This window comes from Chryseobacterium sp. DT-167, assembly GCF_058310155.1.
The window spans coordinates 184,797-209,615 of record NZ_JBZEEQ010000001.1 but is presented as its reverse complement, the minus strand read 5'-3'; the positions used below and the strand labels follow the sequence as shown (position 1 = coordinate 209,615).

At 34.0% G+C, this 24,819-nt stretch carries 24 protein-coding genes; 10 read left to right on the top strand and 14 right to left on the bottom strand.

Features of this window, described 5'->3' with window-relative positions; genetic code table 11:
- Positions 1–105: 105 nt before the first annotated feature.
- The 5 genes from AC4FQ5_RS00965 to AC4FQ5_RS00945 all read right to left on the bottom strand — a co-directional run bounded on the left by AC4FQ5_RS00965 (position 106) and on the right by AC4FQ5_RS00945 (position 3,059).
- Positions 106–405, bottom strand: coding sequence for a hypothetical protein (locus tag AC4FQ5_RS00965; protein WP_491140627.1), 300 nt, complete (start codon positions 403–405; stop codon positions 106–108).
- A gap of 54 nt (positions 406–459) precedes the next feature.
- Positions 460–1,434: a 2-hydroxyacid dehydrogenase gene (locus tag AC4FQ5_RS00960; protein WP_491140626.1), complete on the bottom strand. Its 975-nt coding sequence runs from the start codon at positions 1,432–1,434 to the stop codon at positions 460–462.
- A 69-nt stretch (positions 1,435–1,503) separates the two neighbouring features.
- The gene (locus AC4FQ5_RS00955) at positions 1,504–1,773 is read right to left on the bottom strand and encodes a prevent-host-death protein (protein WP_491140625.1); all 270 of its coding nucleotides are present in this window, start codon (positions 1,771–1,773) and stop codon (positions 1,504–1,506) included.
- A 94-nt stretch (positions 1,774–1,867) separates the two neighbouring features.
- Positions 1,868–2,260, bottom strand: coding sequence for a DUF1801 domain-containing protein (locus tag AC4FQ5_RS00950; RefSeq protein WP_491140624.1), 393 nt, complete (start codon positions 2,258–2,260; stop codon positions 1,868–1,870).
- Positions 2,261–2,408: 148 nt separating this feature from the next.
- Positions 2,409–3,059 (bottom strand): protein-L-isoaspartate(D-aspartate) O-methyltransferase, encoded by a 651-nt coding sequence (locus AC4FQ5_RS00945; protein WP_491140623.1) that lies wholly within the window; start codon positions 3,057–3,059, stop codon positions 2,409–2,411.
- A 135-nt stretch (positions 3,060–3,194) separates the two neighbouring features.
- On the opposite strand from AC4FQ5_RS00945, the gene AC4FQ5_RS00940 reads away from it, so the two are divergent.
- The 7 genes from AC4FQ5_RS00940 to AC4FQ5_RS00910 all read left to right on the top strand — a co-directional run bounded on the left by AC4FQ5_RS00940 (position 3,195) and on the right by AC4FQ5_RS00910 (position 10,200).
- Positions 3,195–4,157, top strand: coding sequence for a Gfo/Idh/MocA family protein (locus tag AC4FQ5_RS00940; protein ID WP_491140622.1), 963 nt, complete (start codon positions 3,195–3,197; stop codon positions 4,155–4,157).
- Positions 4,158–4,481: 324 nt separating this feature from the next.
- Complete coding sequence (locus AC4FQ5_RS00935) at positions 4,482–6,203, top strand: cellulase family glycosylhydrolase (protein WP_491140621.1); 1,722 nt, start codon at positions 4,482–4,484, stop codon at positions 6,201–6,203.
- A gap of 63 nt (positions 6,204–6,266) precedes the next feature.
- Positions 6,267–7,145 carry a CGA/CIA family class A beta-lactamase gene (gene bla-A / locus AC4FQ5_RS00930; RefSeq protein WP_491140620.1) on the top strand — a complete coding sequence of 293 codons (879 nt, stop codon included), beginning with the start codon at positions 6,267–6,269 and terminating at the stop codon, positions 7,143–7,145.
- Positions 7,146–7,218: 73 nt separating this feature from the next.
- On the top strand, positions 7,219–7,644 hold the full coding sequence (locus AC4FQ5_RS00925; RefSeq protein ID WP_491140619.1) for a hypothetical protein: 426 nt from the start codon (positions 7,219–7,221) through the stop codon (positions 7,642–7,644).
- 9 nt (positions 7,645–7,653) lie between these two features.
- Positions 7,654–8,544 carry a 3-hydroxybutyryl-CoA dehydrogenase gene (locus AC4FQ5_RS00920; protein ID WP_491140899.1) on the top strand — a complete coding sequence of 297 codons (891 nt, stop codon included), beginning with the start codon at positions 7,654–7,656 and terminating at the stop codon, positions 8,542–8,544.
- A gap of 62 nt (positions 8,545–8,606) precedes the next feature.
- Entirely contained in the window at positions 8,607–9,923 is a 1,317-nt protein-coding gene (locus AC4FQ5_RS00915) for a hypothetical protein (RefSeq protein ID WP_491140618.1), read from the top strand.
- Between the two features lie 37 nt (positions 9,924–9,960).
- A complete protein-coding gene (locus AC4FQ5_RS00910; RefSeq protein ID WP_007845674.1) occupies positions 9,961–10,200 on the top strand; it encodes a DUF8828 family protein in 240 nt (79 codons plus the stop codon).
- A 57-nt stretch (positions 10,201–10,257) separates the two neighbouring features.
- On the opposite strand, the gene AC4FQ5_RS00905 is transcribed toward AC4FQ5_RS00910, so the two are convergent.
- The gene (locus AC4FQ5_RS00905; protein WP_491140617.1) at positions 10,258–10,668 is read right to left on the bottom strand and encodes an META domain-containing protein; all 411 of its coding nucleotides are present in this window, start codon (positions 10,666–10,668) and stop codon (positions 10,258–10,260) included.
- A gap of 601 nt (positions 10,669–11,269) precedes the next feature.
- Between AC4FQ5_RS00905 and AC4FQ5_RS00900 the strand changes: the two genes are divergently transcribed.
- Both AC4FQ5_RS00900 and AC4FQ5_RS00895 read left to right on the top strand, forming a co-directional pair.
- The gene (locus AC4FQ5_RS00900; protein ID WP_491140616.1) at positions 11,270–11,425 is read left to right on the top strand and encodes a hypothetical protein; all 156 of its coding nucleotides are present in this window, start codon (positions 11,270–11,272) and stop codon (positions 11,423–11,425) included.
- Positions 11,426–11,496: 71 nt separating this feature from the next.
- Entirely contained in the window at positions 11,497–12,258 is a 762-nt protein-coding gene (locus tag AC4FQ5_RS00895) for a GLPGLI family protein (protein ID WP_491140615.1), read from the top strand.
- Between the two features lie 115 nt (positions 12,259–12,373).
- Here AC4FQ5_RS00895 and pheT read toward each other — a convergent pair whose 3' ends face one another.
- Both pheT and dnaN read right to left on the bottom strand, forming a co-directional pair.
- Complete coding sequence (pheT, locus tag AC4FQ5_RS00890; protein WP_491140614.1) at positions 12,374–14,776, bottom strand: phenylalanine--tRNA ligase subunit beta; 2,403 nt, start codon at positions 14,774–14,776, stop codon at positions 12,374–12,376.
- Positions 14,777–14,929: 153 nt separating this feature from the next.
- On the bottom strand, positions 14,930–16,060 hold the full coding sequence (gene dnaN, locus AC4FQ5_RS00885; RefSeq protein WP_047446090.1) for a DNA polymerase III subunit beta: 1,131 nt from the start codon (positions 16,058–16,060) through the stop codon (positions 14,930–14,932).
- Between the two features lie 146 nt (positions 16,061–16,206).
- Between dnaN and AC4FQ5_RS00880 the strand changes: the two genes are divergently transcribed.
- Positions 16,207–16,563: a diacylglycerol kinase family protein gene (locus AC4FQ5_RS00880; protein ID WP_491140613.1), complete on the top strand. Its 357-nt coding sequence runs from the start codon at positions 16,207–16,209 to the stop codon at positions 16,561–16,563.
- A 57-nt stretch (positions 16,564–16,620) separates the two neighbouring features.
- Here the strand turns inward: AC4FQ5_RS00880 and AC4FQ5_RS00875 are convergent, their stop codons facing one another.
- The 6 genes from AC4FQ5_RS00875 to purB all read right to left on the bottom strand — a co-directional run bounded on the left by AC4FQ5_RS00875 (position 16,621) and on the right by purB (position 24,779).
- On the bottom strand, positions 16,621–16,953 hold the full coding sequence (locus AC4FQ5_RS00875) for a gamma-glutamylcyclotransferase family protein (protein ID WP_491140612.1): 333 nt from the start codon (positions 16,951–16,953) through the stop codon (positions 16,621–16,623).
- Positions 16,954–17,083: 130 nt separating this feature from the next.
- Positions 17,084–17,467 (bottom strand): barstar family protein, encoded by a 384-nt coding sequence (locus AC4FQ5_RS00870; protein ID WP_491140611.1) that lies wholly within the window; start codon positions 17,465–17,467, stop codon positions 17,084–17,086.
- 111 nt (positions 17,468–17,578) lie between these two features.
- A complete protein-coding gene (locus tag AC4FQ5_RS00865) occupies positions 17,579–21,274 on the bottom strand; it encodes a phosphoribosylformylglycinamidine synthase (protein ID WP_491140610.1) in 3,696 nt (1,231 codons plus the stop codon).
- A gap of 29 nt (positions 21,275–21,303) precedes the next feature.
- On the bottom strand, positions 21,304–22,263 hold the full coding sequence (locus AC4FQ5_RS00860) for a WG repeat-containing protein (RefSeq protein ID WP_491140609.1): 960 nt from the start codon (positions 22,261–22,263) through the stop codon (positions 21,304–21,306).
- Between the two features lie 23 nt (positions 22,264–22,286).
- A complete protein-coding gene (locus tag AC4FQ5_RS00855; RefSeq protein WP_491140608.1) occupies positions 22,287–23,306 on the bottom strand; it encodes a hypothetical protein in 1,020 nt (339 codons plus the stop codon).
- Between the two features lie 45 nt (positions 23,307–23,351).
- The gene (gene purB, locus AC4FQ5_RS00850; protein WP_491140607.1) at positions 23,352–24,779 is read right to left on the bottom strand and encodes an adenylosuccinate lyase; all 1,428 of its coding nucleotides are present in this window, start codon (positions 24,777–24,779) and stop codon (positions 23,352–23,354) included.
- Positions 24,780–24,819: the final 40 nt, after the last annotated feature.

Sequence of the window (24,819 nt, the reverse complement as noted above, 5' to 3'; positions counted from 1 at the left end):
CAAAAAATTAAATCATAAATATTTATTTATATATAATTAATATTTAATTCATATAAAAAAACTGCCTCGATTGAGACAGTTTTAATTAATTTTATTAATAACAGATCAGCTTACAATATCATCATTTTCTTCCTCATGATCATCTTCATTGTCACTTCTGCCGTAAAATTCATTTTCCTCATCCGGAAGCTGATCAATAATCTGTTCAAAATTATCATCATCTTCTGCACCCGGAACATCAAGTCCGTAAGGCATTCCGTCATTTACATGATTAGGATTAATAATAGGGTTTCCGTCTCCATCTAAAGGAATATGTTTTTCTTTATTGAAAATATCTTCACCCGGATTGTAATCCATCTCTTCCAATTTTCTTTCCTGCTCTTCAGTATTGTCTTGTGGAATCATAATATTATTTTTTAGTGTTGATATTGATAAGACAAAAATGATTCCAACCTGTGATTATTGGTGATAAACTTCCGGATTTGCACAGTGCGGCATTTTTTCACCTTTTGAAAAAGCAATAATATTCTCAGCAGCCAGTTTTGCCATTCCGTTTCGTGCTTCTACAGTAGCAGAACCAATGTGCGGCAAAACACAGACATTTGAAAGTCTCAAAATCGGATCATCCTGTAAAATCGGTTCAGGATTGGTCACATCCAGACCTGCTCCCCAGATTTTCTTTTCCAGAAGTGCATTGTATAAGTCAATCTGATGATGAAAACCACCTCTTGCCGTATTAATGAAAATCGAATTCGGTTTCATTTTTTCAAAAACAGAACTGTTGAAAAGTTCTTTTTGTTTTTCTGTGAAATTTGCATGAATACTTAAAACATCAGACTGAGCGATCAATTCTTCAAAAGAAACATATTTTGCATTAAGCTCTTTTTCAGCTTCTTCATTATGACTTCGATTATGATAAATGACATTCATATCAAAAGCTTTTTTACATTTTTCAGCCATCTCAAACCCTATTCTTCCCAAGCCAAAAATACCTAACGTTTTTCCGTATAATTCCTGACCTAAAGCGTGCAGCGGATCAAAATCTTCCCAGTCACCCGATTTTACTTTTTCAAAATAATAACCCGCTCTTCTCGCAACCGACTGCATCAGCAAAAATGCTATGTCAGAAGTTGCCCTGCTTAAAACGTCCGGTGTGTTTCCGACAGGAATATTCCTTCTGTTAGCCTCTTTAATATCAACATGATCAAAGCCAACAGAATACAAAGCAATTGCTTTTATATTAGGAAATTCTTCAAAAAATTCCCTGTTATATTTATTTTGCCCTACATTCAGAATAGCATCCGAGTCTTTGCAGTATTGCCGCCATTCTTCCTGCGAAAGATCGCTGCTTTCCGGAATCACAACTTCAAGCCCTGCATCTTCCAGCATTTTGATTCCTATTTCCGGAATTCTTTTGTTGATGAATACTTTCATTATTTACTTATTTTTATTCAATAAAAAACCTCACTCCTTTTAAAAGTGAGATTCGTTTTGTACTTAAGATTATTTTTCTTTCTCTAAATCTGAATGATCTTTATTTTTATCCCACCCTTCTGAAGCCATTTCCTGAATTTCCTCCCAAACTTCATGTGCTGTTTTCTGAGCGTGAGACAAAAACCCCTGTTTTGTAGCTTCCTGATTCTGGCTTCTCATATCATTGATGTAGTCTTTTGCCTGCTGAGAAAAACTTTCTATAGTGTAACCAGGGTTATTGCGCAGATTTTTTTCGATGTTACTGAAATCGTGAGACGATTTGAATCTGTTAGTGTCCATAATAATAAGATTTATGTGATTAGGTTTAAAAATCAATTCAATTTTTATTCCGAAATGATTTATATCTTACTTTTGTGATGCATTAGAAAGCAAATCATTTTAATCTGATCAATTCGCCTTTTCTTTTTACAATATTTTTATAGTCCCATTGGATTTCTTTAGATTTTTCCAGCCAACGTTTCAGATCATCTTCATCAATTTCATTTTTATCATTAAAAAATATTGACGCATCCTGAAATTTCTCACCTTCTGCATTCAGTTTTTCTTCATTAAAAGATTTCCCGCTCCAGAACATTAATCGGATTCCTTTTTTCTGTTTGCTGTAACCCACAATCGGATTTCCTTCCAAAAACCAAACCGGATGACCGTGCCAGATTTTTGACTCCGAACTGTTTAAATTTTCATCAATTAATTCAGATAATTTTGAGCAGATTTCCTGATCAGATTCAGCCTGTAAACTGTTATAATTTTGAATTTTGAGATTCATGTTTTTAGATTTAATTTAAAAGAATTTGTTTAGGTTTTTGTCATTCCGCAGGAATCCAAGCTCATTTTGTGAAAATTAAATTATAAAAACTCTGCTGAGATTCCTACGAAATGACAAAGAATATTTCTAAAAAAAAATCAAACTAAAATTATTGATTGGTATCATTCAACATCGGAACAAATTTATAAGCTCCGAATTCTTCTTTTTCAAATTCCGTAGGTGAAGTTTTCGTAAATCTGTACAAAACCTGCTCGTCTGTCTGACCCAAAGGAATCACCATTTTTCCACCGACTTTGAGTTGCTTTAATAATTCCGTTGGTAAAACTGCAGCACCACAAGTCACAATGATCTTATCAAAAGGTGCAAAAGTCGGTAATCCGGCAAAACCATCTCCAAAACTTTGGAACTTAGGATGTAAATGAAGTTCTCTGAATTTTTTCTTCGAAAAATCAAACAGCTCCTTTTGTCTTTCAACTGTATAAACCAGTCCTTTCATCGCTAATAAAACAGCAGTCTGATAACCACAACCGGTTCCTATCTCAAGAATTTTTTCACCAGCTTTTACCTGCAGCAATTCTGACTGCTCGGCAACCGTTGAAGGATGCGAAATCGTCTGATGTGATAAAATCGGGAACGCACGGTCTTCATAGGCAAAATCTTCGAAAATACTTTCGATAAAAAGATGCCTAGGAACTTCATTCATCGCCGAAAGTACGTTCTCATCTGAAATTCCGATCTTCTGACGGAGATATTCAACCAAAATCTTTCTTTTTCCTTTGTGTACGAATGAATCCTGCATTATTATTCAGTAGTTATTAGGTAATTGTATAAGAGTTTCCACAAAAATAGCAAAACAATCAGTACTTGTCAACCTAAAACCTATCATCTGTTTCCTAATACCTAAAATTACTATATTTACAAAAATTAAAAAGCTATGTTGAAAGCAGGTTTGGTAGGCGCCGGACATTTGGGAAAAATACATTTAAGACTTCTAAATCAGTCGGATAAGTACGATTTTATCGGGTTTCATGACAAAGACGCAGAAAACGGTAAGAAATTAGAAGCTGAATTTGGTTATAAATATTTTGAAAATCTTGATGACTTGTTGAGCAGGATAGAAATGCTAGACATCGTTACTCCTACAATTTATCATTACGATTATGCTTTAAAAGCCATTGATAAAGGTCTTCATTTTTTCATTGAAAAGCCCGTTACCCAAACTCTTGAACAGGCTGAAGAAATTCTTTACAAATGTCGCGAACATGGTATTAAAGCACAGGTTGGACACGTTGAAAGATACAATCCAGCATTTATCGGGGCAAAAGATTACATCCAGAATCCAATGTTTATTGAAATTCACCGTTTGGCAGAATTTAATCCTCGCGGAACGGATGTTTCGGTGGTTTTAGATTTGATGATCCATGATCTAGATATTCTGTTAAGCGTTGTAAAATCTAAAGTCAAAAACATTCATGCAAGCGGAGTTTGTGTTGTAAGTAAAACTCCCGACATTACAAACGCAAGAATCGAATTTGAAAACGGATGCGTTGCCAACCTGACAACGTCAAGGATCTCAATGAAAGCAATGAGAAAAAGCAGGTTTTTCCAGAAAGATGCTTATATATCGGTCGATTTCTTAGAGAAAAAAGCAGAGGTGATCCGAATGAAAGATGCTCCTGAAAATCCTACTCCATTTGATATGATTATTGAAAATGCGGAAGGTGAAAAGAATCAGATTTTATTTGAATACCCAAACATTCAGCCGAATAATGCTATTTTGGATGAACTGGAAAGTTTTGCAGATGCCATCTTGGAAGACAAGAACGTGGAAGTTTCTTTGGAAGACGGAACTGAGGCATTGAAAGTAGCTTTGGAAATTATGAAGCTGATTTCTTAATTTTTTTAAATATAAATCATAAGAATATTTTTCACAAATACACAAAAAATGACTAATACACATCAATAAGAACGGGCTGTCAAGTCCGTTTTTTCATTAGCAAAATCTGATTACAAAATCCTAACCATCCAATTTTGTCATTCCGTAGGAATCGTAAGGATTGAAAGATCAAAGACTTTGTTTAGATTTCTACGGAATGACAGAAAAAATTACAGCTGCAATTATTTTTCATTTTAATTTTTATTCAACAAATTTTGAATATATTTGTTTATACTTTAAAATTCAACTTTACAAACTTCCCTAATTTTTAAAATAATCAAAACTATGAAAAGAGCCATCCTATTATCCGCAGTTTTATTGTCTCAATTTGGGACATCACAGTTATTGAAAACAGACGGACAGAAAATTGTTAATGACAAAGGTGAAAACATTCAATTGAAAGGTCTTGGATTGGGAGGTTGGATGCTGCAGGAAGGTTACATGCTGAAAACCGCAGATTTTGCCGGTCCGCAATTTAAAATCAAAGAAAAAATTGCAGAATTGATCGGTGAAGACGGAATGAATGAATTTTACAAAGCTTACCTAAAAAATGGAATTACAAAACAGGATATTGATTTTTTAGCAAAGGCAGGATTTAATTCTGTACGACTTCCGATGCATTATAATCTTTACACTTTACCCATTGAAAAAGAATCTGTAAAAGGACAAAACACATGGCTGGAAGAAGGTTTTAAAATGACTGATGATTTATTGAAATGGTGTAAAGACAATAAGATTTATCTGATTCTCGATCTTCACGCCGCTCCGGGAGGACAAGGAAATGATGCCAATATTTCAGACAATGACAAATCAAAACCATCACTTTGGGAAAGTGAGGAAAATCAGAAAAAGACCATTGCACTTTGGAAAAAACTGGCAGAAAGATATAAAGACGAGGTATGGATTGGAGGTTACGATCTCATCAACGAACCCAACATCAATTTCACAGGAAAAAATCCTAACGGAACTGATGAAATGTCAAATGCCCCGCTTTGGAAATTACAGAAGGACATCACAGAAGCTATCCGCCAAATCGATAAGAAACACATTATATTTCTGGAAGGAAACGGTTGGGGAAACAATTACAACGGATTAATTCCGATTTGGGATAAAAATATGGCGTTCAGTTTTCATAAATACTGGAATTATAATGACGATGAAACACTGAAATTTGCCTTAGATCTGCGAGAAAAACACAATATGCCAATTTGGTTGGGTGAAACCGGAGAAAATTCTAACGTCTGGTTTACAGAACTGATTCAGCTCTTAGACAAACACAATATTGGTTATGCTTTCTGGCCGATGAAAAAAATCGACAATATCGCAGGAATTACCAACGTAAAAATCACGCCTGAATATCAAGAACTTTTGGATTACTGGAAAAACGGGGGTGAAAAACCATCAAAAGAATTTGCAAAAAAAGCATTAATGATAATCGCAGAAAATTATAAATTTTCTAATGTTGAAATCAAAAATGATGTGATCGATGCAATGTTCAGACAGACTAAGGAAAATTCTACAAAACCATTTAAAAACCACCAGTCTCCTGGAAAAATATTGGCAACAGATTACGATTTGGGAAGAATGGGTTTAGCTTATGAAGATAAAGATTTCATCAATCTTTGGGTAAGTGATCCTGCGAAGAGATCAGAATGGAATTCCGGAAATCAGCTGAGAAATGATGGTGTTGACATTTACAAAACAAAAGACAATCAATATTATGTCGGAAAAACGGAAACCGGAGAATGGCTGCAATATACCGTCAATTCCAAAACAGACAAAACGTATACTTTTGACATAAAATATTCAAGTGAAAATGATGCAAAAATCAGAATTGAAGACGCTTCAGGAAAACAATTGGCAACAGTTCCGTTAAATTCGACAGGAGGAAATGAAAGCTGGAAAACATCTTCCACAAAAGGAATTAACCTTAAAAAAGGAGAAAATAAAATCAGGATCTATTTTGAAAACAACGGAGTCAATCTGAATTATTTTGAATTGAAATAAGAAAAAATCTTAAATTGCAAATCCCTTTTAGAAACTAAAAGGGATTTTTTAACTCCAAATATTATGAAAAAAATAAGCCTTTTATTTCTTATAATTTCTGCGTTTGCAATGGCTCAAAACTCAGCATTAGAAAACAAAATCAACTCGATTACAAAAGATAAAAAAGCAACCATCGGAATTTCTGTTCTCGGACTCAAAAATGGTTTTAAATACAATAAAAATTCAGATAAGAAACTTCCGATGCAGAGTGTTTTCAAGTTTCATATTGCTGCTGCAGTCTTAGATTTTGTTGAAAAAGGAAAGCTCTCTCTGGAACAGAAAATTGTTTTAGACAAATCAAATTTACTTGAAAATACATGGTCGCCGCTTCGGGATAAATATCCAAACGGAAATCCCGGAATTCCTCTAAGTGAAATTCTCGAATTTACTGTTGCAAAAAGCGATAACAACGGTTGTGATATTATGCTGAAACTTTTGGGAGGCACACGGAACGTGCAGAAATTTATGGATTCTAAAGGTGTAAAAGGTTTCCAGATCAAATATAATGAAGCCGCAATGCATAAAGACTGGAGCGTACAATATGAAAATTACAGCACAACACAATCTGCCGTTGATGTTTTGAAGAAATTCTATGACGGAAAATTACTTTCAAAAAAATCTACCGACTATCTGATGAAAGTGATGCTCTCAACATCAACCGGACTGAATAAACTGGTCGAACAGCTTCCAAAAAACACGCCTGTTGCAAGAAAAACGGGAGCTTCCGGAAAAAACAATACAGGCTTAACAGGTGCAGAAAATGAAATCGCTATCGTGACTTTGCCTGACGGAAAACATTACGCAATTGCCGTATTTGTAAGTGATTCTATGGAATCTGATGCTATGAATTGCAAAATGATTTCTGATATTTCGAAGGCAGTTTGGGATCATTTTAATAAGTAAATTTTAAAGCTTATTTTTAGCCTTGAATATTGCCATTAAAATAATCTTAAAATGGCCATTTAAAAATTTAAATATGAAAAAATCAGTTATAAGCTTTGCTATTTTCTGTTGCAGTTTTGTTTTTGCACAGAAAGGTCAAAATTTTCTAGAAATAGGCTACGCAAGTATTTGCTGCGGTACTCCGTCAACAGATCCTGTAATGAAATATATTGCTGATTTTCAGAAAAAAAACAAAACCAAAGATTTTGAAATTCTTCAGCAACCCGGATTAGGAAGAGAAGGTGAATTTAATCTGTTTATCGGTACTGATAAGTTATCAAAAATTCAGAAAGCAAATTTCACTAAAGGTCTTCTTTCTGCAATTACTTCACAAAACAGCAAAAGAAATGAAAATAGTGACGGAATCGTTAATTTCGAAGCATCAAAGAGGGTTACGAAGGCAGATTTATTAAAAATAAAAAACTTAATTATCTATAAAAATAATTTAAAAAATAAATAAGGAAAAATGATCAAAAACATTGTAGTTATCGGGGCCGGAACCATGGGAAACGGTATTGCACATACCTTCGCACAAAGCGGTTTTAGTGTAAATTTGGTAGATGTATCCCAAGATGCATTAGACAAAGGAATAAAAACCATCACCACCAACCTTGACAGAATAATTGCAAAGGGAAACCTTACCGAAGAACAGAAATCAGAAACTTTAGGAAACATCAAAACTTTCACCGAGCTTAAAGATGCTGTAACAAATGCTGATCTTGTGGTAGAAGCTGCTACAGAAAATCAGGATCTGAAACTGAAAATCTTTGCTCAGATGGATGAATTTGCTCCTGAAAACTGTATTTTATCTACCAATACTTCATCAATTTCTATTACTAAAATTGCGGCGGCTACCAAAAGAGCAGACAAAGTAATCGGAATGCACTTTATGAATCCTGTTCCGATCATGAAGCTGGTTGAGATCATCAAAGGCTACTCTACTTCTAAAGAAACTTTTGACTCGATCTATGAAATGAGCAAAACTCTAGGAAAAGTTCCTGTAGAAGTAAACGATTACCCTGGTTTTGTTGCCAACAGAATTTTGATGCCGATGATCAATGAATCAATCGAAACTCTATACAACGGAGTTGCCGGAGTTGAAGAGATTGATACAGTAATGAAACTGGGAATGGCTCATCCGATGGGCCCGTTACAATTGGCTGATTTCATTGGTCTTGACGTTTGTTTAGCAATTTTAAATGTAATGTACGATGGTTTCAAAAATCCTAAATATGCTCCAAATCCGTTATTGGTAAACATGGTAATGGCTGGAAAGCTGGGTGTGAAATCAGGAGAAGGTTTTTACGACTATTCTGAAAGTAAAAAAGCAGAAAAAGTGGCGAAAATGTTTTCAAAATAGTTTCCTGAGTTATTAATTTTGAATTATAAGTTATAAATTTGGCTGCAATCCATATGCAACCAATGAAATTTAAAGAAAAATACATTCAGATATCAATGGTCATCATTACTTTAGTGATGACCATTTTGCGTTTTTTACTCAATGAAAAAGGCAGGACAAATCCGGATTCTATCCGTTACATGAGATTTGCGCACGTATTTCCTGAGATAGATAATACGACTACGCCTGTTGGATATCCGCTTTTCATTAAATTTTTTACGTTTTTCGGATCTGACGAATTCTGGTCAAGCAAAATCGTTGGTGTTTTTTCTCTTTTGTTCATCGTTTGTTTTGCCTGGAGAAAAAAATTCTTCTTAAAGGAAACGATTGTTACCTGTTCGCTATTCAGCTTTCTTTCCATATTTGCTTTTACGATGAGTGAAGCTTTGATTTTACCTTTTGTTTTTCTTTTTGTTTATTGTTCAAATCAAATCATCAACGGAAAACTGACAGGCGGAAAAGCTGTTTTTTATCTTTCAATATCTTTAATTGCTTTGTATAATATAAGATACAGTTCACTTTTCTTTATCGGTGGGACCGGATTTTTCGGATTATTATTTTGGAAAAAAGCATACTCAAAGATTTTTATTACTTCATCAATCGTAGGATTGGCATTTGTTGTTGGGTACAAGTTTCTTTTCATCGATTATTTTAACTCCAGTTACCTGAATACATTCCTTGAAATTGGTCTTTATCCTACATCAAAACTGCTTACAGAATTAGGTCAGGGATTGGCGACCACATTCAATCCGTTTATTCATATAGCAAATCCCGCAGGTGGAATGATTAATTACGCCATTTACGGAATAGGAATCATCAACATTTGTTTGATGGTTTATTTATTTTTAAGTAAAAAATTAAACGAATCAGAAAAATTTATATTAATTATTGGAATCTTCGGAATTATCTGTTCTTATTTTATCCAGTACTTTTATGCAATAACGCCATTAGATTACAGATTACTTGCCCCATTTTCTTTTATGATCTGGCTGCTGTATTTCAAAAAAATGTTTGAGAATTTCGGATCAAAAGTGTATGCAATAGGATTTCTGAGTCTTTGTTCAGGGCTTTTGTTTACCATACTTTCTAAAGGCAATTATCTGGAAAACCGAAGAGCTATAACTAAATTTCTGAAAGATGAAAAGCTTGAGAACACTCCTTTACTGTATTATATAGAAAACGAAGAGGATCTGGAAAAGATACAGATCGCAGAATTGATCAGTACGGTAAATCCTAATATAGATCTGACTTTTAAACCTTCTGACACCTTAAATAGAAAGACATTAACCTATTACAAAGTTTTACAAAAAATTAAAATCGACAAGAATAAATATCAATAATTTTATATATCTTTGAGAAAGTTTAAACATTAAAAAAATGAAATTACCAAAGTTTTTATTAGCAGACAATTCGGAATTTCCTGAAGATTTATTCGTAGTTCATACAGAATATCCAAGATTCATATTGAATGTTGAGGAAGAAGAAGTTGAATGGTTAGATGATCTGGAAGGCGATGACGAAGAAACTATGGCAGATGAGGCTACAAAGGTTGTAGAAGCTGCATTCAAATGGTGTGATGAAGAGTTGGCAAAATACGACGAAGAAGAGGAAGAATAATCAATTAATTTACTACTCATAAAAAAAGGAACTCAAAATTGAGTTCCTTTTTTTATTTTATTCAGCTTTATTAAATTTCAATAATAAAAGATTATCCTGATACAGTTCCAAAGTATTTCCGGAAACCACATACTTATTCACCTTCCCCATCATACTCATAAAATTTTGCTCAACACTCATATTTTCACAAGCCATTTTTGTGGAACCCAATTGGGATGCGGTAAAAGTTCCTGAAGCTGTATCTGTAGACAGTGTTCCGAAGTAGCTGTTGCATCCTGCATTTCCGTTTACTTTTGTTCCGTCAATATTCAGTGTTGGTGTTTTCCCTTTTACATTATCTGCCAACACCCACTTGGTCGCAGCAATTGAAGGTTGAGATTTTCCTACTTTTGATGAAGAAGTATTTGCCATTGTTCCGCAAGAAGCTAAAAAAGCAACTGTACATATACTTAAAAAAAGATTTTTCATTTTTTTCTTTTTGATTTAAACCAAATTTACGGAAATTATATTTTCTAAACGGGTTTCAGAGGGATTTTATTGCTTTGTGAAATCCAAATCTCTAATGTTTAAAGATTAAAACTTATAGTTTGTCATTCCGGAGGAAACTAAACTGTACTATTAAATCAGCTTAGTTTCCTACCGAATGACAAACACAGTTTATAGGGTTAGATTTAATTTAATATTTAAAAAACAAAAAACGGACTGAAGTCCGGTTCTATTTTTGATCAAGTGCTTTTTTCAACAACTCTATTTGGTCATCTTTAGATTTTTATAAACTTCTTTATTTTCCTGATGTAAAGTTTCAACATATCCTATAGAACCGCTTTCATTAGTTTGGTTAAAAACTTTTTTTCCAATATCTGAAAAAAATCACAAAAAACCCATAAAAAATTGTATCAGATTTAAAAGAAATTGCTCAAATTTGAAAATATAAGCATAGTGCACAAATTTTTTATCACAAACACAATTTTTAACATACTTTTTCTATAAAAATCAGATTTTAAACGGTAAATTATTCACTTAATTAGACAATTTATGAAAAAAACTATTTATAGCTTCAATGCTCTTAATGACAGTTGCAGCTTTTGCTAAAAACTGGACAATCACTACAACCTGCGGCAAAAAAAGCCACGCTTCAAACAGCCAACAAGTGCAAGAATATTTGACAGTAATCAATTATGACCTTTGCAGCTCAATTCCAAAGCATTTTGTCATCAATGGTTAAGATTTAACATTAAAAAAACGAAAGGCAGAACATAGCATTCTGCTTTTCATGGTTTTCTAAAAATATACCAGATGAAAAAATTATTACTTCTATTCTCACTTTTATTCAGTCTCCATTATTTTCCACAAAATATGAAAACAGATTTTCTGGTTTCTTATAATGTAGAATATCCAATTTATAAACAAAAAAATACTGAGCAATTTCTTTTATTTATAAATAGTAAAGAAAATATAAGTTATTATAAAAGTACAAATCAGTACGTCTTAGATTCATTAAAAACAAACGGGAAAATTAATAATGGCGATTTTATGACCGGACTCAATTATATGACCGCTCTTGGTGAGGAAGTTGTGAGGAAAAAAGATATATTCACTGTATATGAAAACACAGTGGACGCAAAAACAAAGTATTTGGAGCCTGTTTCTCTAAAATGGATCATCCTTAAAGACACCAGAAATTATTCGGGATATAAAACAAGAAAAGCTTACACGTATGCATACGGTAGAAAATGGATTGCGTGGTATGCAGAAAGCTTACCTCTGAATTACGGACCTTACAAGTTTTCTGGTCTTCCCGGTTTGATAATTAATATGTATGACGAAAAAGCCGAATACTTTTTTACACTCACAATATTTAAGAAAAAATCAAAATCGATTCAACTTCCAAAAGATAAAAATTACAAAGAGCTGACAAAGAAAAGAGCAAAAGAAGTAAAATATAATGCTATGTCTAATCTTCAGGGAATGATTTTCGAAGATCCTAACGAAAAAAGAAGAATGGAAAAAACAAACCAAAGAAGAATTAGCGAATCTCCTCAGTTAGATATTGAATAAAGGAATGTATAAAAAGTAAAAAATAACCCTTTCAGAGTTTTCAGACTCTGAAAGGGTTTATAGTTAAAAACAGAAAACAGGCAAAACCCATTTTACTGATTTTTTACATTAAATATTAAGATCTCAATTCAGCATTGAATTCTTTCTGGAAAGATTTGATCAAAGAATCCATCACTTCTGAAATTTCTTTTTCTTCCAAGGTTTTTTCTTCGTTTAACAATTCAAAACTCATTGCATATGACTTTTTACCTTCCGGAAGATTTTTCCCTTCATAAACGTCAAATAAATTGATATTTTTAATGAAAGGAGATTTGTTCTTTTTAGCAGTCTGATACAATTCCTGGTACGTAATATTTTTATCAATCAACAACGCCAAATCTCTTCTGATTTTGTTGAATTTCGGAATATCATTAAATTTCAATTCTTTATTAAAACGTAATTTCTGAGCCAATTCTAATTCAATTTCTGCATAGAAACAATCCTGGTCGATATCAAAATCTTTCAGCATTTGAGAAGCCACTTTTCCGATTCTTACCAAAGTTTCGCCTTCTGATTCATAAGCTAAAGCATCAGAAAATCTATCGTCAGACAATGCAATTTCTTTGTAATCAATTGCTAATCTTTCCAATAAAACTTTCACATAAGCTTTTAAATTGTAGAAATCTGTAGCAGATTTTGGCTGCAACCAGTTTTCAGCAACATTTCTTCCGGTAACTAAAATTGCCAGTTGCTTTCTCTCTTCGTATTTTTCTTTTTTGTGGTAGATTTTACCAAATTCGAAGAATTTTAGATCCTGATTTTTCCTGTTGATATTATAAACAGCATTCTGCAAAATCCCTTCTAATAAAGACTTTCTCATAAACGCCAAATCGTTACTTAATGGATTTAATAATCTCACAGCATCAGTTTCATCTTTCACAGAAGTCAGAGAATTGTTCATTACTTCATTGAAACCTAAACCTTGTAAAGTTCTCGCCCAATTATTTTCTAACTCATCCTGATCTTTTGCATTCAGCTTTACTGGCGTAAATGAAATCTTTTGAGGAGCTTCGATCTTGTTGTACCCATAAATTCTCAAAATCTCTTCAATAACATCGATTTCTCTGGTTACATCAGCTCTGTAAGCAGGAACAGAGATTTCAAAACCATTCTGAATTTCATTTAAAACCTGAATTTCTAAAGCTTTTAAAATTTCTTTTACTTTTTCTCTGTGAATTTTCGTTCCTAAAATCTGTTCGATTTTTGAGAATCTGATGATCACATAATTATCTTCGATTTTCTTTGAATATTCTTCCAATAAATCTCCAACCAATTTCCCTTCCGCCAAATCCTGAATCATTTTGATGGCGTGAGTAATTGCCGTTCTTGTGATATTGGGATCAACCCCTCTTTCAAATCTGAAAGAAGCATCCGTATTCAAACCATGTGCTTTCGCAGCTTTTCTCACTGCAACAGGATTGAAATAAGCACTTTCCAGAAAAATGGTTGTTGTCTCGTCAGAAACTCCAGAATCTGCACCTCCGAAAACTCCGGCAATACACATAGGATTATCTTTTCCGTCTTTAATGATGATTTCAGAACCATTTAAAGTTCTTTCAATACCATCTAAAGTCGTAAATTTTGTTCCTTCGGCAACAGTTCCTACTTTCACTTTTTTATCTGCAATTTTATCAGCATCAAAAGCGTGAAGCGGCTGACCAAAACCATGGAGAATATAGTTGGTAATGTCTACAATATTGTTGATCGGACTCAATCCTATTGCTTTTAGTCTGTCTTTCAGCCAAGAAGGAGATTCTGCAACTTTTACGTTTTCGATGACGGCTCCGATGTATCTCGGTGTCAATTCAGCATCTTCAACTTCTAATGTAAATTCATGCGAACCTTCATTATTTAAAGCAACGGAAGATACTTTTTCAAAATCACCTTTCTGCTGATTGGTTGATAGAAATGCGTACAAGTCTCTTGCAACACCGTAGTGAGACATGGCATCAGTTCTGTTTGGCGTTAAACCGATTTCAAAAACCTCATCATTGGTCAATTCAAAATAATCTGAAAAATTTTTCCCTACCTCATATTTATTTTCATCTAAAACCATGATTCCGCCGTGATCGTCGCTTAATCCCAATTCGTCTTCAGCGCAGATCATTCCCTGTGAAACTTCACCTCTTATTTTAGCGGCTTTAATTTCGAAGAAGTTTCCGGCTTTATCGTAGATTTTGGTTCCGACAACTGCTACAGGAACAGTTTGCCCGGCTTCAACATTCGGAGCACCGCAAACGATCTCCAATATCTTTCCATTTCCAACGTCTACTGTGGTTTTCTTTAGCTTATCTGCATTCGGATGCTTTTCGCAGGTTAAAACTTTCCCTACAACAATACCTTCCAAACTTCCTTTTACGCTTTCAAATTTCTCTATCCCTTCTACTTCAAGACCTATATCGGTAAGGAATTCACCGATTCTTTCAGATTTCAGTTCCGTCTTAATATAGTCTTTCAGCCAGTTGTTTGATATCTTCATCCTTTAATTTTGAAAATTTATTTTGAATTTTTTCAAGTTACAAATGTCGTGTTTTTTTGAGAAACAGAGAAATTTTTAACCTTTCAACTGAGTTTAAAAAACAAAAAAGAGGCTGAATAATCAACCTCTTTTCAAATTTATTTACATTAAATATTACAATCCTATTACCGGCATTGATAACATTAAGATATTTTCGTTTTCTTCAAGACCATCAAGAGGCTCGATGATTCCCGGTCTGTTTGGCTGAGACATTTTCATCGTGATGTCATCTGCTCCAAGAATACCCAACATTTCTGTTAAGAATTTAGAACTGAATCCGATGTTGATATCTTCACCATTGTAGTCACAAGGGATCTGCATATCTGCTTTGTTTGCATATTCCGTATCTTCTGCGTGAAGATGAAGAATGTTTGCAGACAACTTAAATCTTACCTGATTCGTAGACTTGTTTGACATGATAGAAGCTCTCTTAATTGCTCCCAACAACAAGTTTCTGTTGATTGTCAAAACGTTAGGGTTTTCTTTAGGGATTACCGCAGTATAGTTCGGATATTTCCCATCGATCAATCTACAAATCCAGATATGTTTACCAAAAGTAAATTTAGCCATGTTTTCGTTGAAATCAATAGTGATGTCTTCGTTTGAACTTGCTAAAATATTTTTGAAAATGTTTAAAGGTTTTTTAGGCATGATGAATTCCATTGGCTCGGCATTCATCAAATCTGTTCTTTTGTACACCACCAATCTGTGAGAATCTGTAGAAACAAAGTTGGTTTCATTTTCTCCAAACTGGAACAAAACTCCTGTCATTACCGGACGAAGAGAGTCGTTACTTGTCGCAAAAAGAGTATTGGTCAAAGCTTCAGATAAAACTCCTGCAGGCATCGTCACGCTTTGAGCAGCGTCAAATTCCGGAAGCTCAGGATAATCGTCTGCGTTGTCTAATGCCACTGCAAAATTATCTTTCTCATCTAAAATCTCAAGCTGGCTTCCCGTACCTTCTGCATTGTCTTTTACAACAAGAGTTAATGGCTGTTCACCATAGGTCTTGATAAAATCCTGAAAAATTTTAGCAGGAACAGCAAATTTACCTGCATCGTCAGATTTTACATCTAAGGAAGTCACCAAAGTTGTTTCGCCATCAGACGCTGTAATGGTAAGGTTATTTTCGTTTAACTCAAAAAGATAATTTTCTAAAATTGGTCTCGATTGAGAGCTTGATATTACGCCACTTACAGTTTGCAATGCTTTCTGAAGTTCACCACTTGAAATAATAAATTTCATAGATTTAAAAATAAGTTTTTACAAATATAACAAATACAAAACAGATAGAAAAAAATAATACTGCGAGTTATTAACAACCATCAAAAGAATTTAATTTTTCATGAAATTATTTAATCAACTATCTTTGCTAAACTTTAATTTTAAAAATGAGAAAGCTACCTATTCATAAGAGTTTCATCAACGCTTTCCGTGGCATTTTTATGATGTTGAAATCTGAAAGGAATTTTCAGCTGGAGTTTTTAGCTTTTTTAATTAATCTTTTTCTTATTTTTTATTTACAGCTTTCCAGTATTGACATAATTCTTATTTTAATGGTCTCTTTCGGTGTTTTAAGTGCAGAAATTTTTAATACGGCGATTGAGAAAATCTGTGATATTATTCAACCCGAATTTGACAAGAGAATTGGTTTTATTAAAGATGTCTCGGCAGGTGCAGTTATTCTGATGACAGTGGTTTCAGTTATTGTCGGAATTTTCGTGTACTGGAAATATATTTTCGGTTAATGATCTCATCAACAGATTGTGCTATTCGTGAAAAAATAGTGCTATTAGTGTTAAAATCTATTTTCCAATGTAGATAAATCCTTTCTTTCTTGATTTAAAAACAGTTTCAATTCTTTTATAATCATCCACCTCGTATTCATCAGCCTGAAGGATTTCTTCGTATGTCACTTCAAATAAAACACCTTCAACTTCATCCTCGCTATTACCGGAAAAAACCAAAATTGGATGGTATTGTTGATTGCTTTTTCTCAACACTTCAGGATCTGTAATTTCCAATTTTTCAAGCTTATATCCTGTTAAAATATCTTTTTCACCTTTCAAAATCCGTCCGAAGGTTTCGATCTGAACCTGTTCTTTTTGTAGTGTTCCGTAGGAAAATAGGTTTGGCATTGATAATTGTTTTAAATGATATTAATTTTGAAGTATTAAGGCTTTAATTTAAGAAGTTAAAGATTATTAAGATGCTTCGACAGGCTCAGCATGACATTGCTAATACTAACTGTTATTCCAGTGAAAATAATCAATCCAAAATTAGCGTAATATTTTTATGCGATTCTATAATTTCGATTAAAATTTCGAATAAGGTTTGTCCGTTATCATCAATCAATTCATCCAGTTTTTGTTGAATTAATTCAATATTAAAAAGCTTTCCCTGTCTGATCTTATTTTCGTAAAATTCTTTAGTTGCATCAAACCCTAAATCTCCTTTTGACTTCTGAGAATTTTTCCACGTAATATCTGTCTTTACTCCGTATAGAATATCATTAAAACCATCCAATGTTCCGACTTTCCAATCCTCATCTTTCATGAAAAGTTGGGAAACTTCTTCGTAGAAACCTTCCAGATTTGAAAAATGACTGCCATTGATGACAGTCATTTTTTTATTTAAATTATCTTTCTTCATATACTTTCAGTTAATGAATCTTTAAATCTTCAACAATTTAGATAATTTATTTTGTTATTTTATCAAACCTTAGGGGTTTTAGATTCAAAAGCCAATTGCACAGCTTATATTCTATTTGAAATACTCCACTCCATTTTTAAAGATATTGTGATAATTCGCAGTTGGAATGTTTTTCATCAACCCTTCTGCAAAACGTTCAGGGTGTCCCATTCTACCGAAAATTTTTCCATCCGGACTTGTGATTCCTTCAATTCCGAATAATGAATTATTTGGATTGAACGGCATTCCGTGAGCGATGTTTCCATCTAAATCGAGATACTGCGTCGCAATCTGTCCGTTTTCATATAACTTTTGGATTTCTCCTTCTGAAGCCATAAAACGACCTTCACCATGAGAAATCGGAATCGTGAACACCTGATCTTTCATTCCTTTCAGCCAAGGTGATTCGTCATTCAGAACCTTCACATTGACCATTTGAGAAATGTGTCTTCTGATTGCATTGTGAGCCAATGTCGGAGAATTTTCATCCAAATCTTTGATTCTTCCGTAAGGCAACAATCCAGATTTTACCAAAGCCTGGAAACCGTTACAGATTCCGATGATCATTCCGTCTCTGTCCAACAATTCGTGAACGGCATTTCTCATCTTCTCGTTTTTCAAAACGTTTACAATGAATTTCGCAGAACCGTCCGGCTCGTCACCCGCAGAGAAACCTCCTGAGAAAGCCAAAATCTGAGAAGTTTTGATTTCTTCTACCCAAGCATCAATACTCTCATCCAATAATTGGTGATTGATATTGATTAAAGGTAAGCTGCTTGTAACTGCACCTTCTTTTGCGAAAGCGTTCAGCGTATCATATTCGCAGTTTGTTCCCGGGAAAACCGGCGCAAATACTTTTGGCTGAGCGATTCCATGCTTTTTAATGATAATATTTCTTGGGTTGATTGAGTTTAATTTCTCATCGATTTCAACCGTCAATTTTTCTTTTTCAACTGTTGGGAAAAGATTTTCAAATGTGTTTGTATTTGCAGCTAATAATTTGTTGATGGTTGTCGGTTGATGGTTGATCGTTAAAACCTCATCCAAAACAACTTGACCAATCAATTGAAGATTTGTAGAGCTTAATTCTTCTTTTGATTCAATGATTAAACTACCGATATTTTTAGTTAATAAAACTTTTTCATCAACTGTAATTTCAGCACCTAATCTGTTTCCGAAGCTCATTTTTGCCAAAGCCACAGCAACTCCACCTTCTTTAACCGTTTTCACAGAAACAATTTTTCCAGACTTAATATTTTCAAAAATTAATTCAAAAATATTTTTTAAGGCATCATAATTCGGAAGTCCATTTTCCTGAGCGATATGATTGAAGAAATAAACTTTATTTCCTTCACCTTTAAATTCAGGAGAGATAATATTTTTCTTTTCTCCGTTTGCACAAGCAAACGAAATCAACGTTGGCGGAACATTCAAATCCTGATATGTTCCACTCATTGAATCTTTTCCTCCGATGGCAGCCAAACCAAAGTTAATTTGAGCATCATATGCTCCCAAAAGAGAAGCCAACGGTTTCCCCCATTTTTCAGGATTCTGACCTAATTTCTCGAAATATTCCTGGAAACTAAATCTGATATTTTTATAATCGCCACCCATCGCAACGATTTTTGCAACACTTTCAACAACAGCGTAAGAAGCTCCCAACAAAGAATTCTGTTTAGAAATCTCCGCATCGAATCCCCAACTTGCCAAAGAAACTGTTTCAATATTTTTTGCTCCGATGATCGGTAATGTCTGAACACTTCCTTCCATTAAAGTCTGCTGATATTTCCCTCCTAAAGGCATCGCAACCGTAGTCGCACCGATTGAAGAATCGAACATTTCCAACAAACCTTTTTGAGATGCTACATTTTTATCACCTAAAATTTTCAAGAAATTCTCTTCATTAAATGATGGAGTTTCTTCTTTTACTTCATTAAGATGAGTGATTTTAACTTCCTGACTTTTAGAACAACCATTTGTATCTAAAAATTCTCTTGAAAGGTCAACAATTTTATCGCCTTTCCAGAACATCTGCATTCTTCCTGAATCTGTTACTTTTGCAACCTCAACGGCAACAATATTTTCAGCTTCACAGAATTTGATGAACTGCTCTTTATCTTTTGGTTCAACCACAACCGCCATCCTCTCCTGAGATTCAGAAATGGCAAGCTCGGTTCCATTCAAACCTTCATATTTTAAAGGTAAAACATCCAAATTAACCTCCAAAGAATCAGCAATTTCACCGATTGCTACGGAAACACCTCCAGCTCCGAAATCATTAGATTTTTTAATCAATCTCGTTACTTCAGGATTTCTGAATAATCTCTGGATTTTACGCTCTTCAACAGCATTTCCTTTCTGAACTTCAGAACTCATTGTGTGGATAGAAGTTTCGTCCTGTTCTTTTGAACTTCCGCTTGCGCCACCAACACCGTCACGACCAGTTGAACCACCTAAAATGATGATAGAATCACCAGCTTCAGGCTTTTCACGTCTTACCCAGTCCACCGGAACGGCTCCCGCAACGAAACCAACTTCCATTCTTTTTGCTTTGTAGCCTTCATCGTAGATTTCAGAAACCATTGTAGTCGCCAAACCGATCTGGTTACCGTAAGAAGAATAACCATTTGCGGCCTGTTTTGTGATTGTTTTTTGAGGTAATTTACCCGGTAACGTTTGATCTACAGGTTCTAAAACATCAGCAGCACCCGTTAATCTCATCGCCTGGAAAACGAATGAACGTCCGGACAAAGGATCTCTGATTGCACCACCTAAACACGTTGAAGCACCACCGAAAGGTTCAATTTCCGTCGGGTGATTGTGAGTTTCGTTTTTGAATAATAAATACCATGGTTCTTTTTTACCATCGTATTCAGCTTCGATCTGGATTGTACAAGCGTTGATCTCGTCAGAAACCACCAAGTTTTCCAAATCACCTGTTTTATGGAAATATCTTCCGCAAACCGTCGCCAGATCCATTAAAGAAATTGGTTTTAATTCGCGTCCTAAGAATTTTCTTTTTTCAATATAATCATTGAAAATGGTTTCCAATGTATGTTTAAACTGTCCTTCAAATTCAATATTTGACAATTCTGTTTCAAACGTTGTGTGACGGCAATGGTCACTCCAATACGTGTCTAAAACTTTAAGTTCAGTTTCTGTCGGATTTCTCTGTTCAGATTTAAAATACTCCTGAATGAATTTCAAATCATCCAAACCTAATGCAAAACCGTGATTGTTAAAAAATTCTTCAAGCTGAGCATCATCAAAATTGATAAAACCTTCGTGAACAATCACTTTTGACGGTGTTTCTTCTGCAGGAATATCTAAAATTGATAAATCTTTTTCCTGAGATTCTACTTTGTTGATTAACAAATCTTTAATTTTCACCAAATCAGATTCGGAAACACCTTCAAACTCGATTAACTTTCCGCTTCTTACTTTAGACTTCTCATTTCCAGTCAGTAAAGCGATACACTGTTGAGCAGAATCCGCACGCTGATCGTACTGTCCCGGCAAAAATTCCATTGCAAAATGGATTCCTTCCGCAGGATTTTCTTCATGCAAAATATCAGTAACAGGGTCTACGAAAGTGCTGTTGACAACCTTTTCAAATTCGCCATCTTTCAAATTGAAAATATCGTATACATTGTATACTTTTACATTTTTGACAGACGGAACCACCGCTTTTACTTCATCAAAAATTTTTGGACTTTCTACATCGAAAATTCCTCTTTTTTCTACGAAAATTCTTTTGTTTTGAGACATTAGATGTCAGATATTATATTATTAGACTTTTATTTACTTAATTTATTAGGATTATCCGGATGTTCTTTTTGAAAATTTTCGGCTTCTTTCACTTCATTTTTAAGCCATTTTTCAAAAGGAATTTTTTCATTTTCAAAGTCAAGGGCAAACACATTTTTGCCATCTTCTGAAACTAAAAATTTGTAGTCCGAGAATCCTGCTTCCATTTTTCTGTAATCATAGCTGTTTATCTGGTAAAATGGAAAATTTTCCTTTGGTCTTTCAACAATCTCAAAGAATAACTTTTTTTCATTTTCAGACAATTTATTATAGTGATTTACATAATAAATATCAGAAAGCTGTTTATTTTGTTTTTCAAAAAACTGAAGAATACTCTTCTCTTTTTCGTTATATTTGAATGGATTCGGGAAATATTTACCATCAACTTCAATTGTATTTTCTGATTTTGAAACAGGTTTTACAATTTCACCTTTGAAATTCATCACTCCCCAGATTCCTCCAACCATTGCTTTGTGTTCGTCCTCGGTTTTTTCCCAATCGCAACCGTCACAAAAAGCTGTGTATCCATAATTGAAAGGTGACGCAAAATCGTGATTGGGTTCAATAACAGTTTTACCATTTCTGTCTGCAAAACCGACTTTCCCGTTTTTGACAAACCTTCTTACACCCTCAGAGAAATAATCTGCTCCATTGTCGTAAAAGAAAGGTCTGTACAGGAAATTTCCTTTTCTGTCGTAGACATATCCCCATTCATTTTTTCCGGGTTTTTCGTTGTTTTTATCCCCATCAAAATAGATCGTTTCTCCTTTTACCGGTTCTCCATCTTTTAAATAAGAAAAAACTTTGAATTGTGCAGGGACAATAATTTTACCGTCCTGATTTTTAACTCCAACCAAGGAATCTTTTGATTTAAAATACTTTAGAACTTCTTTCCTTTGAGAAAAAGAAAGTATAGGCATTAATAATATGATTAAAAGTATTTTTTTCATATTGATCTATTGTAACTGATACTTTAGTCTCTGCTCAGATCAGTTTTCTTACGTGAATTTACAATAATATAGAGTTTTTTAGAAGTATCATAATCGATTGAATTCTCCACTTTCCATTTTTGATAACCTTCATAATCGAACTTATGGTTTTCCGGAGGAGTTAACAGATAATAATACTGTTCCATTAAATATTCATCTATAAAACCATCGTTTCTTAGTTTTGTAAAGAAAGAAATCAATCGCGTTGCAGAATTATTTCCTTCTATCGCATTTTGATTTTTCTCTGTTTTATAATCAATAAAACCATTAATTCCGGCAATTTGAAAATCCAAGAGTATTCCAGGAATTCCCGCTGCTCTTTCGTATTTATCTATATTTTCATAAATCCATTTCATCTTATTTGTAGCACTGCTCATCGTGATTCTCAGTAATGACTTATTTTGAGCTGCAACTGGTGCATATAGAATATTGGCATATCTTGTCAACGGATTTTTCTCAACTATTTTCGCAGGTTGTATTCTATTTAAAAACAGATCCTGAGCTTTATTCAAAGCTAAAGTATCATTTCCTTTTTGACTGACTTCTGAAATAAAAACCCAAAATCCGGCATCATAAATCCTTAGATTAATCAATCGATCAAGATGGCTAAAATAAGAGCTGATACCATGAAGTTTAAATTTCCCTTCGTTAATAGTTACCGCTTTACTTATTTTTTTATTTTCTTTAGGTGAATATTTTCTTTCCTGCAAATCTTTATAATAATGACTTAAAAGTCTTTCTTCATCAAGAGATGCAGGTACAATTTTAAATTTAAAAGACAAATTATTGTTTCGATCTTCGTATTCCGCCGCAAAAACACTATCATTTTTAGAATTTGTAGACAATTCTGTTCTGGAAAAATCTCCCAAACTCATCGGAGCTGAAATTCCTGAAAAAGAATGTTCGAAATCTGTTGTTGATTTAATTTTCTTATTCGGTTTTAAATCCTGGGAAAACATCATCACAGGAAAGAATACCAAGATAAAAAATGTAAAAATCTTCATATCTAATTCAAAATAAAATATGCAGCCCAAAAGACTGCATACCATTTATACTTTAAGATCAGCCTCCAAACCTATCAGGTCTTTGTTGGCATCAATAATCGGCTGAACTTCATTGGCAATGAATTCCTCCGTTTGGATGGGTGCGAAACCGATAAAGTTTTTAGGATCCAGAACTTCTTTTAATTTTGATTTATCAAGCTTCAAAGAATGGTCGTTTAAGATTCTTTCGATCAAATCGTTTTCTTTACCTTCTTCTTTCACCTGCTTGGAAGCTTCCATTGAGTGAACTCTGATTACTTCGTGGATTTCCTGACGGTCGCCACCAGCTTTCACTTCTTCCATGATGATGTATTCTGTCGCCATGAAAGGAAGTTCTTCCATAATATGTTTGTTGATTCTGTTCGGATATACCACAATTCCGTTCATGATATTATTCCAGATCAATAGAATTGCATCAACCGCTAAAAACGCCTGTGGAATCGTCAATCTTTTGTTTGCTGAATCATCCAAAGTTCTTTCAAACCATTGTGTTGAAGCCACCATTGCAGAACTCGTTGTCAAAGACATAACGTATTTTGCCAATGCTCCGATTCTTTCACTTCTCATTGGGTTTCGCTTGTAAGCCATTGCGGATGAACCGATCTGGTTTTTCTCGAACGGTTCTTCAATTTCTTTCAGATTTTGAAGTAAACGTAAATCATTCGTGAATTTATGTGCAGATTGAGCAATATTTCCTAATAAGGCAACCACTTTAGCATCAATTTTTCTGTCGTAAGTCTGTCCGGAAACTCCGAAAACTTTTTCGAACCCGAATCTTTTTGAAAGTTCTTTATCTAAATGTTTTACTTTCGAATAATCACCGTTGAAAAGCTCTAAGAAACTTGCTGCAGTTCCAGTCGTTCCTTTTACTCCTCTGAAACGTAAAGTTTCTAAGAAGAAATCAAGTTCTTCAATATCAAGAACTAAACTTTGTAACCAAAGTGTCGCCCTTTTCCCAACAGTCGTTAGCTGAGCGGGTTGGAAGTGAGTAAATCCTAAAGTCGGTAAATCTTTATACTGAATGGCAAAATCCGAAAGATTTTTCATTACGTTAACCAACTTTTTCTTTAAAATTAAAAGTCCGTCACGGATCTGAATTAAATCTGTGTTGTCTCCTACAAATGCCGAAGTGGCTCCCAAGTGAATAATTCCCTTTGCTGAAGGCGCCACATCCCCATATGTGTGAACGTGAGCCATTACATCATGACGGAATTTTTTCTCGTACTCAGCTGCTTTATCATAATCGATGTTTTCGGCATTCGCTTTTAACTCAGCGATTTGCTCGTCTGTGATGTCGAGACCTAAGTCTTTTTCGATTTCAGCAAGGGCAATCCAAAGTTTTCTCCAATTCTGGAATTTGTTATTATGTGAAAAGTTAAATAACATTTCTTCGCTCGAATAGCGCTCTTCCAATGGATTTTTGTAGGAATTCATTCTTTCTTTTACTTTTTAGATATGCAAAAATAAGGTTTTT